This is a genomic window from Pseudomonas sp. OTU5201, from assembly GCF_038440135.1.
Taxonomy (GTDB): Bacteria; Pseudomonadota; Gammaproteobacteria; order Pseudomonadales; family Pseudomonadaceae; genus Metapseudomonas; species Metapseudomonas resinovorans.
This window is the reverse complement of the sequence record NZ_JASATC010000030.1, coordinates 10,985-25,348: the sequence shown is the minus strand read 5'-3', so window position 1 is coordinate 25,348 and position 14,364 is coordinate 10,985. Positions and strand designations below refer to the sequence as shown.

Here is a 14,364-nt window from a genome sequence, read left to right as displayed (position 1 = left end):
TGTAGGGCGCATGCAGCAGCTCGATGCAGGCCAGAACTCTGAACAGTTCGCCGGAGAGGCGGCACAGGGGCCGTTGCCGCAGAGCGCCAGGTCAAGCTGCTGAAACAGCGGGCCAAGGAGCTCAAGAGCCAGTTCAACGGCATCTGGATCTACCCCCGGCAGCTGATCGCAGCACCGCCCTGGCAGCCGCTGACCCAATGATTCCGGTGGCCTGAGCCCTCATCCAACCCTGGCTTCCGTCACCTCGTGACGGAAGCCAGCCGAGCCTGCTTCTGTAGAGGGAAGCGGCCATGTTGGCCTTCTTCGAATCACCCGGGCGCGTACTGAAAATCTCCACCCATCTGCTGGCAGGCGGCACGGCGATGCTCGCAATCGGGGTCCTTCTGGCCTACTTCCTTGACGCCTACCTGTCGATCGGTGCGCTGGTACTGGCGCACCTTTTGACGATGCTGGGTCCGACCTCGATCAAGCTCGGCTACGTGCTGCGCCTGCTTACACTGTACCGCTCAATGCAAGCACCTGATTGCCCAGGATGGGTCGGCCAGGCGTCGTTGTAGGGGCGATTTCACTCGCTACGTCTGTGTTATCTGCTGCTGCAAATTCACCCTCGGGCCAAGAGCCAGCTCCTACGGGCAATGCAGCTGCCTACAACACCTAATGCAGGCATAGCCATTTCAATCGCCAAGCAGAATGAATTCGCCCCCACAGAACAAGCAATGGCCTAAGCGGGTTCGGTACTGATCAGCGGGTCGATGAGGATCAGCCCGCTGTCGCCTTCGATGATCGTCATGTTCGACAGGTCCAGCCCGCGCACCTGGTAAATGCGTTCGCGTACCTGGAACAGACCGGCGATGTTGTTCAACTGCGCCATTCGCCAGAGGCTGGGGTTGACGCTGGCCGGGGCATCCCTGCCATCCAGGAAGTCGTAGGCCTTGCGGTTCCAAACCGGCAGCCCATCGGCATTTTCGACGACACCCTTGAAGGGCTCGAGCAGCCCCCGGCGAGCATTCTCGAAATCAGCCTTGTCGGCGAACGGCAGGCGCTCGAGCCTGTCCTGGTTGAGGGTGCGGGTGAACTCGGTGGCAGGCTTGCCGGCAGCGGGCTGGTCGGCATGGACGCCGCCGGACAGGAAAAGCGCCAGGGCGATGGCGCTGAGGCGGAAGCTGGGCATGTAAAGGCTCGTTCTGGTCTTGTTGGTGTGAACGGACAGGCGCTCCCTCCGCGACTCTAGGGAGGCCCGCCAACCCACGCCAAAATCAGAGGCGCATGCCGGCCATAGCGGGTTGCGATAGTGAACGACGGCCAGGCGCGACCGAGACACTGACGTGCGGCGACCCCGCCTCAGCAGTGTGCAGCGGGCATCTACCCGCCCTACACCGAGGCCGAAGTGGCCGCAGTGCGCAAACTCGCCCTGCTCAACTTGCCGGATGCCCGCGCGGGCCTGGTCAAACAGACGCGCGAACTGGGCATTGAGATCGACGATGGCATGGAGGACGCTTACTGAGTTTTTTGCTCGAACACATCGATATCGGTTTCCCCACTTTGACGCACATGGGTCGCAATGTACTTCTGCGATCGGCGAGAAGCGGTCATTTGCACCTACTTGCTCTTGGCAGAAAACAGCCGGCATGAACTAGTCATCAGCGATGGAATGCTCGGAGAAATCGCGACAAGGAAGTGCGCGCCAATCACCGCCTAAGCTGAACTTCTCGCCACTCCCTGGGCGCCAAACCATAGAACTCCCGGAACACCCGACTGAAGTGGGAAAGGTCGTTGAAGCCCCAGCGAAAGGCAATGTCGGATACTCGAGTCGCGGCGTTGACCGGATTGAGAAGGTCCCTGCCGCAGCGCTCCAGCCGTCGGCGCAGCACATAGCGCATAAGGGAAACACCCTCCTGCTCGAACAGTTTGTTGATGTATCGAACGGAGAGCCCCGTTGCCAGGGAGACCTGCTGCGCGCTGAAGGCAGGATTGCCAAGGTTGTCGTTGATGTAGACCTTGACCCGCGTGAGGGTCAGCGCCTGCGAGCGCGAGTGCTCGGGGTCCATGGGCTGGAGATGGCCGAGGGTCAGCGTGATGAGATGGGTGATCGACTCGGACAGCCGGGCCATTTCCGCAGGCGTGAACTGGCCGATCTGCGAGTTGAGGCTTTCCAGGAACGAGCGCATGACCCTGCCCACCGGACTGTCGGTCGATATTCGCGTCGCGGTGCGATATTCCATATCCACCACCAGCTCGTTGAGGCAGGTTCGCGGCACGCTGACGATGATCTGCCGCCAGTCATTTTCGAACGTCAGGTAATGCGGCCGCGTGGCGTCGTAGATGGAGAAATCGCCGGGTCTGATCACCGCCCGGTTGCCATCCTGTTCCAGGTGTTCGGTGCCTTGAAGCATCAGCACCGCAAAGTATTTGTCTTCTTCCTTGCACCTGGGCTGCAAATGCCGGCGATTGACGGCTTGCGCCGCGGCGCCGACGTCGCTGACGCGGAGGAGTTCGCACTTCTGCGAGCGGACCTTGCCGAAGAACTCCGGGTTCGGGATCGCGCCGATTTCCACGTCGGCGAACAACCGCAGGATCATTTCCCGCCAGTAGTCCACCCGCTCGCTGAACGAGTTGTGTTGCGTCGTGAGGTCAACGCTTTCGCTCGACCAGTCGGTACCTGGCAGCGATTTGCCGCCGGGTTGCGGAATAGCCTTTGAGTGCCCGCGAGATTCGCTGACCAATTGCACTGCACCCCTCTTATTGAATTTTTTTCAGGATGGTTCCCTAGCCCGCTCTGCCCTTCCCTGTCCTGACCGTCGGGACCCCGCGATGCGAAGCGGAGCCCTCCATGCGCGACTGCCGGCAGATGCCTTAGGGCAATTCATACAACAGCCTCCAGGCACTTGCCAGGGTCTGCGACGGAAGGGCCGTCTGAGCACATTTTTGCTTCCGATTCAGCCAAGAAGCCCAGTGCGCGACGGCCTCATCCTTGAGTCAGCGACAAACACCCACGGCCTGAGCGATGGCCGCCGGAAGTCGCCTCTTCGCCAACCACGACCTGACGAGAGACCAGGAAGGTCAAGGACTCAACTTGCCCCGTCGAGGGCTTTTCCGAGCAAGGCAGACACAATGAAAACAATAAGACTGACGCTTCCCGAACTTAAGAAATCCTTACTGGCAAGTCTGACGCTGATCGGCGTTTCCTTCTCCACCCTCGCCGCGGAGGTGGCGCCGGGTGACTACGAGCAATACCCCGCCGGCGCCACCATCGGCGTGGTCTACTACCAACATGCGACTACCGACTCCCTGCGCGTCCGCGGTCACGAGGCCAGCTCCGACTTCAACCTCACTTCCGATATCGGCATCCTCCGCCTGCTGCACGTCTACCAATTGAGTGACACAGTCACCATCGACCCGCAGTTCCTCTTGCCCTTCGGCAACGTGTCCAGCGGCGGCGACGCTTCGCCGCTCGGCGATGCCAGCGGCACCGGCGACCTGATCCTGACGGCACCGATCAAGTTCCTGCTCAACAGCGCCCGCGACACCTTCAGCCTCAACGCCTACCTGTACGTGCCCACCGGCAGCTATGACAAGGACGATCCGATCAACCTCGGTGAGAACCGCTGGAAGGTCGATTTCCAGACGGCCTACATCAAGCACTTCAGCGACAAGTGGGCTGTGGATCTGGTTGGCGACGCGATCTGGTACGGCGACAACGACGATTACGGCCCCGGCTCGACCACCCTCAAGCAGGAGACGTCCTATGCCGCGCAGCTGATGGGGCGCTACATGCCGGACCCGGCAACCTCGCTCGGCGTCGGCTTCGGACAGACCTGGGGTGGAGAAGCCGAGGTCGATGGCGTCGACCTGGACAACGCCATGCGCACCACCAATTTCCGTCTCACCGCCACCCGCTTCTTCACCCCCACGGACCAGTTGCAGATCCAGCTGGGCCGAGACCTTTCCGTCGAAAACGGCCCGCGAGAAGACTTCCGCATGAATCTTCGCTACGCGCGGGTGTTCTGACCTCGCTCGCACCACCAACAAGAACAAGCCAGGCGCCATACCGGCGCGCATTGGCGGCCAACGCCATTGAAAAACTGTGAGGAAACCATGGAATCAGCAATCGACAAGCATCTGATGTGCCCACGTACCCGCAACCGGCGCATCGACGACGGCTACACCCCACCCTTCCCGGCTTGGGTGGGACGCGCCGACGCTTCAATCACTCAGTTCGTGATGGGCTACTTCGGCGTCCAGTCCAAAGGCGAGGGCCAGCTGGGTGCGGCGTGCGCGGCCCTGCGGCAGATCGTGGCCAGCTTCGCCCTGGGCGACGGCCCCCAGCACCATGACCTTTCCCACTACGTGGATGCCGCCGGCTACGACAACATGCTCGCCATCGCCTACTGGGACGATCCTGCTGCCCTCGCCCGCTGGGAAGCCAACCCACAGGTCGCCGACTGGTGGGGCTCCGATGCGCGCGGCAGCGATGGCCTGGGTTACTTCCGCGAGATCCTGACGCCGGGCGTCGAGCGCTTCGAGACGCTCTACGCCATGCCAGAAGGCCTGGTGGGTGTGGGCGTCGTCATGGGGACCCGCAGCGACGAGATTCAGGAACATGGCTACTGGGGCGGCATGCGCGACCGGATTCCGCTGTCCCAGACCGATGCGATGGCGCCGGCAGGTGCGCTGGTAGCCGATGAGAGGCCGTCCCGCGTCGTGATCAAGGGCCATGAAAACCTGACGGTGATCCGCTCGGGACAGGACTGGAGCGAAACGGTCGACAAGGAACGCGAGCTGTATCTCGGCGAGATGGAGCCGGTACTGCGCGAAGGCATGAACTTCCTGCGCGATGAAGGCCTGCCCGTCGGTTGCTACAGCAATCGCTACATGCAGCACATCGACGCCAGCGGACAACCTCTGGAGAAAAGTTTTTCGGTCAGCCACTGGCGCTCCCTGGCGCACCTCGAGCGCTGGTCCGAATCCCATCCCACCCACATCGAGATCTTCGGGACCTTCATGCGCATGGTGCAAACGCTCCAGGCCGAGCTCAAGTGGAAGGGTTACCACGAAGTGAGCGTGTTGCGCGCCGAAGACCAGCGCTACGAATACATCAACTGCCACGCCGACACCGGACTGATGCGCGGAGCCTGAAGCGCTCGGTGATTCGCCAAGAGGAGAACGATCATGAGTAACACCCCGAGCAAGGCAGCGGCGTCGGCAGGCGCCCGCGCCGTCGCCTTGAAAAACGCTCTCGTAGAGCGGGAGCTGATACCCGAAGGCTATATCGAGAAGTTCACCGAGATCATGGAGAACGACTTCGACCCGGCCAATGGCGCGCGAGTCGTGGCAAGGGCCTGGGTAGACCCCGCCTACCGCGAACTGCTCCTGCGCGACGGTACCGCCGCATGCGACCAATTCGGCTACACCGGCGTGCAGGGGGAATACATCGTCGCGCTGGAGAACACACCGACGCTGCAGAACGTCATCGTCTGCACCCTCTGTTCCTGCACCGCCTGGCCCGTACTCGGCCTGCCGCCGGATTGGTACAAAAGCTTCGAGTACCGCGCCCGGGTAGTGCGGGAGTCGCGCACGGTCCTTCGTGAAATGGGCCTGGACCTGCCGCCGGAGGTCGAAATCCGGGTCTGGGATACCACCGCCGAAACCCGCTATATGGTCCTGCCCTTCCGGCCGGCAGGCACGGAAGGCTGGACGGAGCAAGAGCTGGCCTCGCTCGTCACCAAGGACGTGCTGATCGGCATCGCCCGCCCTGAAGTTCCAGTAAACGGCAGTCGCGCGGACCAAGCGTGAACCCCGCGGCCACTACTCCCTTCATCTGCAGCGAGTGAATGAAAAATGGATGGCATACATGACCTCGGCGGCGTCCAGGGCTTCAGCCGGGTACAGCACACCGCCAACTCACTGAGCTACAAGCCGGTATTCCACGAAGACTGGGAAAACCTCGGCTACAGCCTGCTCTTCCTCGGGGCCGCGGAACTCGGCCTGTTCAATGTCGACGAACTCCGCCATGCGATCGAACGCATGGAGCCTCGCCAGTACCTGGCGTCCAGCTACTACGACAGGATCATCGTCGGCGTGGCGTCCTTGTTCGTCGAGAAGGGTGCGCTCCAGCAGCAACGCCTCGAGGAGCTGGCCGGCGGGGCATACCCGCTGGCCCTGCCCTTGGGCGCAGGGCGTGACGCCAGGCCTCCCGCCAGGCCGTTCCAGGTGGGCGACCAGGTGCTGGTGCGTGACGAGTTCGTCTCCGGGCATATCCGCATGCCCGGCTATGTCCGCGGTAAACGCGGTGTGGTGGTGCACCGCACTACCCATGAATGGCCGTTCCCCGACGCGGTCGGCCATGGCCGTTCGAGTCCGTCCGAACCCACCTATCACGTCCAGTTCACGACCCAGGAGCTCTGGGGCGATGAAGCGGACGCGGGAACGGTGGTGGTCGACCTGTTCGGCGGCTATCTGCTCCTGGCCTGACGAACAGCTTTGCGGTGCGACGAGGCAGGCAATAGGCGCACACCCCTGTGAGTCGCTCGTCGCACCTTTTTTCAGCACAGAATTCCACGAGGACGCAGCATGTCCATTCTCAGACCCAGCAATGACCAACTCGGTGAGATCGCCGCCTCCCTCGGCATCACCTTGAGTGCTTCGCAGATAGAGGATTACCAGGTAGCGCTACAAGGCAACTTCGATGCGTATGACCAACTCGACGCCCTTCCGGACTTTCTTCCCGAAGTCCGCTACCCACGGCAAGGCGTTCGAGTGCCGGGTGCCGAAGAAAACCGCTATGGCGCCTGGCAATGCAAGTCGGACATCCGCGGCGCGGCCCATGGCCCGTTGGCTGGCAAACGCGTCGCGATCAAGGACAACATCGGCGTCGCCGGGCTCCCCATGCTCAACGGTACCTTCACCCTCGATGGCTATCTGCCCGAAGTCGACGCCACCGTCGTCACGCGACTGCTGGATGCCGGCGCAACCATCGCCGGCAAGGCAGTCTGTGAAGCGCTGTGCTTCTCCGGCGGCTCCCATACCGCGGCCAGCGGTCCGGTTCACAACCCACATCGTCATGGTTACTCCGCGGGCGGTTCCTCTTCGGGTAGCGCTGTGCTCGTCGCCGCGGGCGAAGTGGACCTTGCCGTCGGCAGTGACCAGGGCGGCTCGGTACGCATCCCCGCCTCCTTCTGCGGCGTGTACGGCATGAAGCCAACCCACGGGTTGGTGCCCTATACCGGCGCCATGCCCATCGAAAACACCCTCGACCACCTGGGACCGATTACCGCCGACGTCCGGGACAACGCGCTGATGCTGGAGGTTCTGGCTGGCGCCGACGGCCTCGACCCCCGTCAGTCGAACCTGACACAGGCCGGCGGCTACGTGGAGACACTGTCGCGCGGCATCGCCGGCATGCGGATCGGCGTTCTCAAGGAAGGGTTCAGCCTGGCCAACGCGGAAGCGGTCGTGAACCAGTCGGTGCTGGAGGCCAGCGAGGTTTTCCGTGCCCTCGGCGCAACGGTCGAAGAGGTATCCCTGCCCATGCACGCCCTCGGTCCGGTCATCTGGCTGGCCATCGCAGCCGAAGGCGCCAACCAGCAAATGATGAAAGGCAACAGCCACGGCTTCAATTGGCGCGGCCTCTACCTGACTGGAATGATGGAACACCATGCGCGCTGGCGGGGCCAGGCAGACAGCCTCCCGGACACGGTCAAGACGACGATGATCCTGGGCGAGTACCTGAACCGCCAGTACCAGGGCCGCTATTACGGCAAGGCACAGAACCTCGCGAGGCAACTGCGCCAGGCCTACGACGGTCTGTTCGAACGTTATGACCTGCTGCTGATGCCCACTCTGCCGATCAGGGCGACGCCTCTGCCAAGCCCGGATGCCGCACTGCCGGACTACCTTGGCCGCGCCTTCGAGATGCTTGGCAACACCTGTGGCTTCGATGTGTCCGGGCATCCGGCGATGTCGATTCCTTGCGCCATCCGCGATGGCCTGCCGATGGGCCTGCAACTGGTGGGCAAGCACTTCGGCGAAGCCGACATCTACCGCGCGGCCCATGCGTTCGAGCAATCCACCGACTGGCGAACCCGCTGAGCCAGGAGCAGTGCCAGGCCGGTAACAAGTCATCCATTGCCACGCGGCGTCCGACCCATCCGGGATTCGTAACTAGGTGAACACTCGGTTTCGCCAACCGAGGCTGGAGATCGCGAATGTTGTTCTTCAATGCCATCAAGGTCAGGGAATATCTGATCGCACTCGCTGAATGGCTGGAATCTCCTGAACAGACTCCAGCGCCAGCCATGGATTCAGCCCCTGCGCTGGTGCACCGCGTTGCGACGGGCGTGGCCCTGCGCCTGGATGAACTCAAGCGCCTCAAGGAAGACAGCAGCGACCTCCAGCGGGACGCGCGCAACCGGAATGCCGAGCTGGAACGCGCAAGCGCTGAACTGGATCGCCTGCAGTCGCGCTTCGGGCTGATTTGCCGAAGCGTGAGGGAAGGCCTTTGGGAAATGGACCTGCCGGCCCATGGCCTGCTAGAACCCGGCAATGCCGTCTGGTGGTCGGACCAGATGCGTTCGCTGCTGGGGTATCAGGACAAGGCCGACTACCCCGACCGCCTGGGCAGCTGGACCAACCAGCTGCACCCTCAGGACCGACAACGCACACTGGTTGCCTTCACCGACTACATCAACGGCCGTAGCGGCCAGGCGGTTTTTCAGGAGGAGTTTCGCCTCGCCACCAAGGCCGGTGAGTATCGCTGGTTCCAGGTGTGTGGAGTGGCGCTGTATGACGAGCACGGACATGCCCTGCGGATTGCCGGTTCATTCCGGGATACGCACGACCTGAAGCTGCTCGAACTGGAACGCGAGGTGATTGATACCCGCTTCGAAATATCTCGAGAAATGCTCAATGACGGGCTCTGGGATTTGCAGGTCGTTGCCGGAGACCCTACGAATCCGAACAATTCCATTTGGTGGTCCAGCCAATTTCGGCGGCTCCTTGGCTTTGAGACAGCCGAAGAATTCCCGGACATCTTTGACAGCTGGTCCTCCCGCCTTCACCCAGAAGACAAGCAACGCAGCCTGGACGCCTTCCTGATGCATATCAGTGATCGCACGGGGAAAACCCCGTTCGACATTACTTACCGGCTCAAACGGAAAACGGGGGAGTACCGCTGGTTCCGCGCCCGCGGGCAGACCAGGAGAACGAGCGATGGCACCCCGCTCAGGGTGGTGGGAGCGTTGACGGACATCCATGCCAGCCACAAGGAGCATGAACTGCGCAGAACCCAGGAACAGCAACATAAATTGATACAGGAGAATCTTGCGAGGCTGACCAGTATCGTCACGACCATCCAGGGCATTGCCAACCAGACCAACCTGCTGGCGCTGAACGCGGCCATCGAAGCCGCGCGGGCAGGCGATGCAGGGCGCGGTTTTGCCGTTGTCGCAGACGAAGTGAGAAAGCTCGCAACACGTACCACTGAAGCCACGCAACAGGCTGCTGAAATGATTGCGGGCTGACGATCCTGGCGCCTCTTCACAGGCCTCGAACTCGGTACTCGGCCCCATACAAAGACAAGAAGGGAAATCCATGAATCACCGGAGCTATGCCCAGGGACGGCAGGACAAGCATCTGCTCGCCATGACCATAAGCGCGGCATTCGATGCCACGGTTACCAGGTTCCCCGCGCGCAAAGCGCTGTTAGTCAGGCATCAGGGCCTGCGCTACCTACGCGATCAAGGTGATGCCCGGGTGATCAACGAGATGCACATGAGCGAAGCGCAGACCGCCTACGGCATGGCCATGACCGGCAAGCTTCAGAAGCTCCGCATGCGCAAAATCAGCATCGAAGAACTGACCCCGCCGAAGGACGACAAGGTGACGGCGATTCGGTAGGGCACAGCTCTTTGCCCTTCTGTGGAGGCGAATTAATTCACGAAGCAGGACGTAGTCCTGCCATTCGGAATCCCATGTGGCAGCTGCGCCGCCCTTAGCGAATGAATTGGCTATGTCTGCGTCAAGTGTTGCTAGAACGTCCTTAGCCAAGCTGTCTGCCGCGTTCTGCGGATGCTTCTGTTTCGCCCCCCAGGCGAGTCACTTTCTCAAGCGCCGAAAGAAACCAAAGGGCTTGCCCGGTGCGTCGGACGGCGTTCCGCTAGAGCGAAGCGAAACCCAACGGGCGGACGTGCAAGCGGCGAAGGTTCGGACAACCAAAGCGCATCGTTATGGGTTCCCAGCGTTGAAGCGCGTGGGCGGGAATGTACTTCTGCGCTCGGCCAAGAGCAGCCGTTTCTGGCTACCAGATGCCACTCACGATGGATACCACCGCTGCCTCCAAGACCTTTCTCCTTGGAATAAGCATCACGGCGCGTTCCATGTTGACTGAGCACAGCGATGCAAAGTAGGGTTCGCCCCGCGTGATATCAAAACGCAATCAAGGGAAAGTTTTACTTAAGGACGCTGGCTATTTTCGTTATTTTCACTTGGCGACAGTACCTGCTTGGCATGATGATTCTGCTGCTGGCACTGCTCGACCCATTCGGTCTCACCAGTTCGACGGAAACCGCTTCGGCCCAGTGGCTCAATCGGATTTTTGCCAGCAACTACAGACCCAGCGGACAGCAACAGATCGTCGTCGTATTGATTGATGACGCCTACCTGCTACGCAACAAAACCTACTGGCCGATGCCTTACAGCGAGCAGAGCAAACTGTTCAAGCGCTTGCTCGCCTATCAACCCGCGGCGCTCTTCATCGACCTGCTCTACAGCCACGACCACTCTCGCGGCGACCCGCACCAGGGCAGTCAACTGCTGGCCAATGTCTTCTCGCGCTACCAGCACCAGAACATCCCCCTGCTGCTCGCAAACACCGGCCAGGCACGTGGCGAAGACGGTCAGATCAATGTGCTGCCGCACTTTGCCAGCGTCAGCTCACCAGCTTTGGTGACCTGGAGCGGCTATGGCGACAGGTATCCACTCGCCGTGCAAACGCCGGTGGGCTCCATGGAAACCCCGGCACTCCAGCTGTATCGCCATTATTGCCGAGAGCACGCTTGCAAAACGTTGCCAGCAAGCGCCGAAGACTCGATGCAGGCGCCCCCCATAGCCGTGCAATGGGGCCTCGACCTTGCACCACAACAGGCACAGATTGCCGATATCAGCCACTGCACGGCACCGGGTGTGCTGGACCAGCTCGGCCAAGCGATCTTCTGGAAACTGGGTAACTCGGCCCAAGTCAACTGCCCCTATACCCTGACCCTGTCGGCCAGCGATCTGGAGGCGAGCAGCGTCGAAGACCGTGCACTGCTCAGGCAATTGCTGACGGACAAACTGATCCTGGTCGGCGCACACATCACCTCTGCTAGTGATCTGGTGCAGTCACCGCTACACGGGAAAATCCCCGGCATCTACCTGCACGCCATGGCTCTGGACAACCTCATCACCCAGGGAATGGACTATGACCGCGACCCATCAAATCTGGTCTGGGGTATCGACTGGCTGGATCTGGTCGAAGTCGCGCTTTTGTTGCTGATAGCCGTACTGAAGGCCCTGCATGATCGGCGCCAGCAACGCCTGCAGCTGATAACACCATGGCCACGCTGGGAGAAAAGCTTTTTTGCCTCGCCCTACCCCTCGTGGTGCGTGGTGCTCAGCCTACTTTTCCTGCTCAGCCTCATGCTTTATGCCTGTGACATTACCCCCGCAAACGTCCTGGCAATCCTGCTGCTCTCGCTGGCGCTGTTCAGCGACAAGATCGAAGCCTTCATCGGGCGCGAGGACTAGCAACGCGCCTGCTTTCATCCCACTCAAGGAACCCCGAGATGAACAAGACCTGCCTTTTCCTGCTTAGCGCCCTGGTCAGCCACGCCTGCCTGGCCGCTACACCGACCGTCGAGGAGTTTCTCGCCGACCCGGTTGCAGTGCTGGATGAGCAAGGCAAGCTTGAGCGCGAAGTAGCCCTCAGCGAGGTTCCACCGAACCCGCTCCCGGTGCTGCAGTACAACGAGGAGCTGGAGCTGGTGCAGGTCGAGCTGGCGGGCAAGAAAGTTTGGCTGGACACCATGGATCTGCGCCTGAACCCCAGCAAGCTGGTCAAGCTACCCTGCCAGAAAATGCCCACCAGCCAGGCACAAGACCAGCAGAACAACTCCACCATTGGCTTCGGTGCCGGTTGCAGCAAGTAAGGAATTAGCTCGTGAAAGGACCTCTACTGACACTACCGATACTCGCCAGCCTGACCCTGGGTGGCTGCCAAACCATGCAGGGTGCAGATGATGCCTTGATGAACCTGGTCGGCCCGTCGACACAATCACGTCTAAGCGGACGCTACTTCGAACAGGCCGAAGTGCGTGACCACTACAAACTGGATCCCCAGCAACTGAGCAAGCAACGCCTGAGCTTCGATGGTCGAGCCATTCCGGCAGCCGAAATCCGCCAGCAGAATCTGGTGCATATCCCAGAGCTGCAAAGCTACTTGCAAGCTATCGTCAGCCGCTTGGCCAAGGGCTGGCCAGGTGAACTACCGCCGTTGCAGGTGCGCATTATTGACAGCTATGGCTTTGGTCCTTCGGCCGATCCCTATGGCAATATTTTCGTCCCGCTGGGCATGCTCGACAACGTCGAGAGCGAAGATGAAATTGCCGCCATGCTCGGCCATGAGATGAGCCATGTGCTGCTGCGCCACCACGACCGCATGGCTGCCTTCCAGCAGCAAAAAGAGCTAATGACCACCGTGGCAACGACTGTGGTCATTGCTGCGGTTGCCTCCAACACCGGCGTGGACAGAAGTTCTGGCAGCCTGCAACTGATCAGCAAAGACCCTCTCGGAACGCAGAAAACCATTGGCAACACCGTTCTCTACACCGCGCTGGCCAACACGTTCTCAGACAATATCTGGAGTACCGCCTGGGGCCGCAGCCAGGAAGATCAGGCTGACTTGCTCGGTACCGACCTGATGATTCGCGGCGGTTATGCACCGCGCGCAGCCAGCCACAGCCTGCAGCGGCTGAATGACTTCCAGGGCAAGCAGGAACCCCTGCTCAACAGTTTCCTCAGTGCGCGCAAGCATGCCATGCAAGAGTCACTCGAACAGTTCAACCTCAACCGCTTCACCCAAGAACTGAACGTTCTGCTCAATCAAGGGCTGGCCACCAGCATTACCTCGGCAGGCCAGTACTTCAATCGCTCGCACATGTCGCCGATTGACCGCGATGAAGATCTGCGCCAGTACCTGCAGCGCGAATATCGCCAGGAACGCCGCGCACGGGTTGACCGCCGCAGCTGGCCGCAGGTGCGCGACTCGGCAGCAGTCACGAGCGCCATGCAAGGCTACAAGGATGCCTATGCCGCGACAGTCGCACTGGAGCAGGGGAAAACCCGCGAAGCCCAGGTGTTCACCGAACGCGCTCTCGCTTCGCCGGTGAAGAATCAGCCAGGTATTCGCCGTACCGCATTCAATCTGCACTTGGCACAGGGCAATAGTCGCGAAGCGCTCAACGATCTGGAGTCCATCGAAGACTGGACCCTGGCCGGCCCCTCGATCTACGACTTGATGATCGGCTACCACCTCAAGCGTGGCGACGCTCAATCCGCGCTAGCGATGATCGATAAGGCTGAGCGCAACCTCGGCTCGGAAGAATTGTTCATCACCGAGAAGCTGCTGGCCAATCAACAACTTAAGAACGAGTCACAGGTCCAGAGTGTCTTGCGAAAATGCGAGAAATATCCGGCGCGCAAGGAAAACTGCAAAAAGCTTGCGCCGGGCAAAGCCTGAGACTTGGTCAAGAAGCTCAATCGGCCCTGATTCCGTAGACGCTTCCGAGCGTCTCCTTCGGGTCGACAACAACCCATTCCCACTCCCCTTGCCCCCCCTCCTCTATCCCTATCCCTATCCCGCCCCGGCCACGGTCAATTTCGTGGCCGGGTTTGGCGACTCGACTTTAGTAGGCGCGAGAGCGCCATTCGGTGCTTGCGAGAACAGCGAATGTTTTCGCAGGTCCCCGCTCGAATGCAGAAAAGCTGCATTGCTTTATGGCAGATCGCGCGGGGAGACCCTCGGGCCCGCCGGGTCCTACTAACCGGTTCGCCAACCCCGCGCGGTTTGCCACCCTCGTTTGTCGACGCAGGTGGCAACTCTTCCAATTGGTAAGACCGCCACCATGCACGACGCATACACCCCCATCCTTTTCCACCGCCGCTCAACCCCAAATTCTTGAAGCCATCGCCCAAAAGCCCTGCCCCCCTGCTCGGAGAAGAATTAATCTCCTCATCGCAAATGGATCGCCAAGGGAAAGACCGGGCGCTGATCAGCGGACTGCCGTAGCCAACTACAAGAAAGCGGACGCAAACGGTTCAACCAGGCCAATC

Annotated in this window: 12 protein-coding genes and 3 pseudogenes; 13 read left to right on the top strand and 2 right to left on the bottom strand. The window is 61.0% G+C overall.

The genetic code is table 11. The features are described from left to right. Positions 1 to 57 precede the first annotated feature (57 nt). Both AAHM40_RS18440 and AAHM40_RS18435 read left to right on the top strand, forming a co-directional pair. A pseudogene (locus AAHM40_RS18440) lies at positions 58 to 215 on the top strand (NAD(P)/FAD-dependent oxidoreductase); the annotation flags it as partial. A 75-nt stretch (positions 216 to 290) separates the two neighbouring features. After that, the gene (locus tag AAHM40_RS18435) at positions 291 to 557 is read left to right on the top strand and encodes a transmembrane sensor/regulator PpyR (protein ID WP_342245926.1); all 267 of its coding nucleotides are present in this window, start codon (positions 291 to 293) and stop codon (positions 555 to 557) included. A 164-nt stretch (positions 558 to 721) separates the two neighbouring features. Here the strand turns inward: AAHM40_RS18435 and AAHM40_RS18430 are convergent, their stop codons facing one another. Further along, a complete protein-coding gene (locus AAHM40_RS18430) occupies positions 722 to 1,171 on the bottom strand; it encodes a hypothetical protein (protein WP_446731592.1) in 450 nt (149 codons plus the stop codon). A gap of 517 nt (positions 1,172 to 1,688) precedes the next feature. Continuing rightward, positions 1,689 to 2,729 carry an AraC-like ligand-binding domain-containing protein gene (locus AAHM40_RS18425; protein WP_342245925.1) on the bottom strand — a complete coding sequence of 347 codons (1,041 nt, stop codon included), beginning with the start codon at positions 2,727 to 2,729 and terminating at the stop codon, positions 1,689 to 1,691. Positions 2,730 to 3,111: 382 nt separating this feature from the next. Between AAHM40_RS18425 and AAHM40_RS18420 the strand changes: the two genes are divergently transcribed. From AAHM40_RS18420 to AAHM40_RS18375, 11 genes and pseudogenes are all read left to right on the top strand, one after another. Continuing rightward, the gene (locus tag AAHM40_RS18420) at positions 3,112 to 4,008 is read left to right on the top strand and encodes a transporter (protein WP_342245924.1); all 897 of its coding nucleotides are present in this window, start codon (positions 3,112 to 3,114) and stop codon (positions 4,006 to 4,008) included. Between the two features lie 87 nt (positions 4,009 to 4,095). After that, entirely contained in the window at positions 4,096 to 5,136 is a 1,041-nt protein-coding gene (locus AAHM40_RS18415; RefSeq protein ID WP_342245923.1) for a phenylacetaldoxime dehydratase family protein, read from the top strand. A gap of 33 nt (positions 5,137 to 5,169) precedes the next feature. Then, positions 5,170 to 5,793 carry a nitrile hydratase subunit alpha gene (gene nthA / locus AAHM40_RS18410; RefSeq protein ID WP_342245922.1) on the top strand — a complete coding sequence of 208 codons (624 nt, stop codon included), beginning with the start codon at positions 5,170 to 5,172 and terminating at the stop codon, positions 5,791 to 5,793. 45 nt (positions 5,794 to 5,838) lie between these two features. Continuing rightward, positions 5,839 to 6,471: a nitrile hydratase subunit beta gene (nthB, locus tag AAHM40_RS18405; RefSeq protein WP_069084127.1), complete on the top strand. Its 633-nt coding sequence runs from the start codon at positions 5,839 to 5,841 to the stop codon at positions 6,469 to 6,471. Positions 6,472 to 6,570: 99 nt separating this feature from the next. Then, positions 6,571 to 8,088 carry an amidase gene (locus AAHM40_RS18400; protein WP_342245921.1) on the top strand — a complete coding sequence of 506 codons (1,518 nt, stop codon included), beginning with the start codon at positions 6,571 to 6,573 and terminating at the stop codon, positions 8,086 to 8,088. A 116-nt stretch (positions 8,089 to 8,204) separates the two neighbouring features. Next, positions 8,205 to 8,840: pseudogene (locus AAHM40_RS27325) on the top strand (PAS domain-containing protein); the annotation flags it as partial. 57 nt (positions 8,841 to 8,897) lie between these two features. Continuing rightward, positions 8,898 to 9,509: pseudogene (locus tag AAHM40_RS27320) on the top strand (methyl-accepting chemotaxis protein); the annotation flags it as partial. A 79-nt stretch (positions 9,510 to 9,588) separates the two neighbouring features. Continuing rightward, positions 9,589 to 9,894: a hypothetical protein gene (locus AAHM40_RS18390; RefSeq protein WP_342245974.1), complete on the top strand. Its 306-nt coding sequence runs from the start codon at positions 9,589 to 9,591 to the stop codon at positions 9,892 to 9,894. A 609-nt stretch (positions 9,895 to 10,503) separates the two neighbouring features. Further along, the gene (locus AAHM40_RS18385; RefSeq protein WP_342245919.1) at positions 10,504 to 11,781 is read left to right on the top strand and encodes a CHASE2 domain-containing protein; all 1,278 of its coding nucleotides are present in this window, start codon (positions 10,504 to 10,506) and stop codon (positions 11,779 to 11,781) included. Between the two features lie 38 nt (positions 11,782 to 11,819). Then, positions 11,820 to 12,182: a hypothetical protein gene (locus AAHM40_RS18380; protein WP_342245918.1), complete on the top strand. Its 363-nt coding sequence runs from the start codon at positions 11,820 to 11,822 to the stop codon at positions 12,180 to 12,182. Between the two features lie 74 nt (positions 12,183 to 12,256). Further along, positions 12,257 to 13,771 (top strand): M48 family metallopeptidase, encoded by a 1,515-nt coding sequence (locus AAHM40_RS18375; protein WP_446731595.1) that lies wholly within the window; start codon positions 12,257 to 12,259, stop codon positions 13,769 to 13,771. Positions 13,772 to 14,364: the final 593 nt, after the last annotated feature.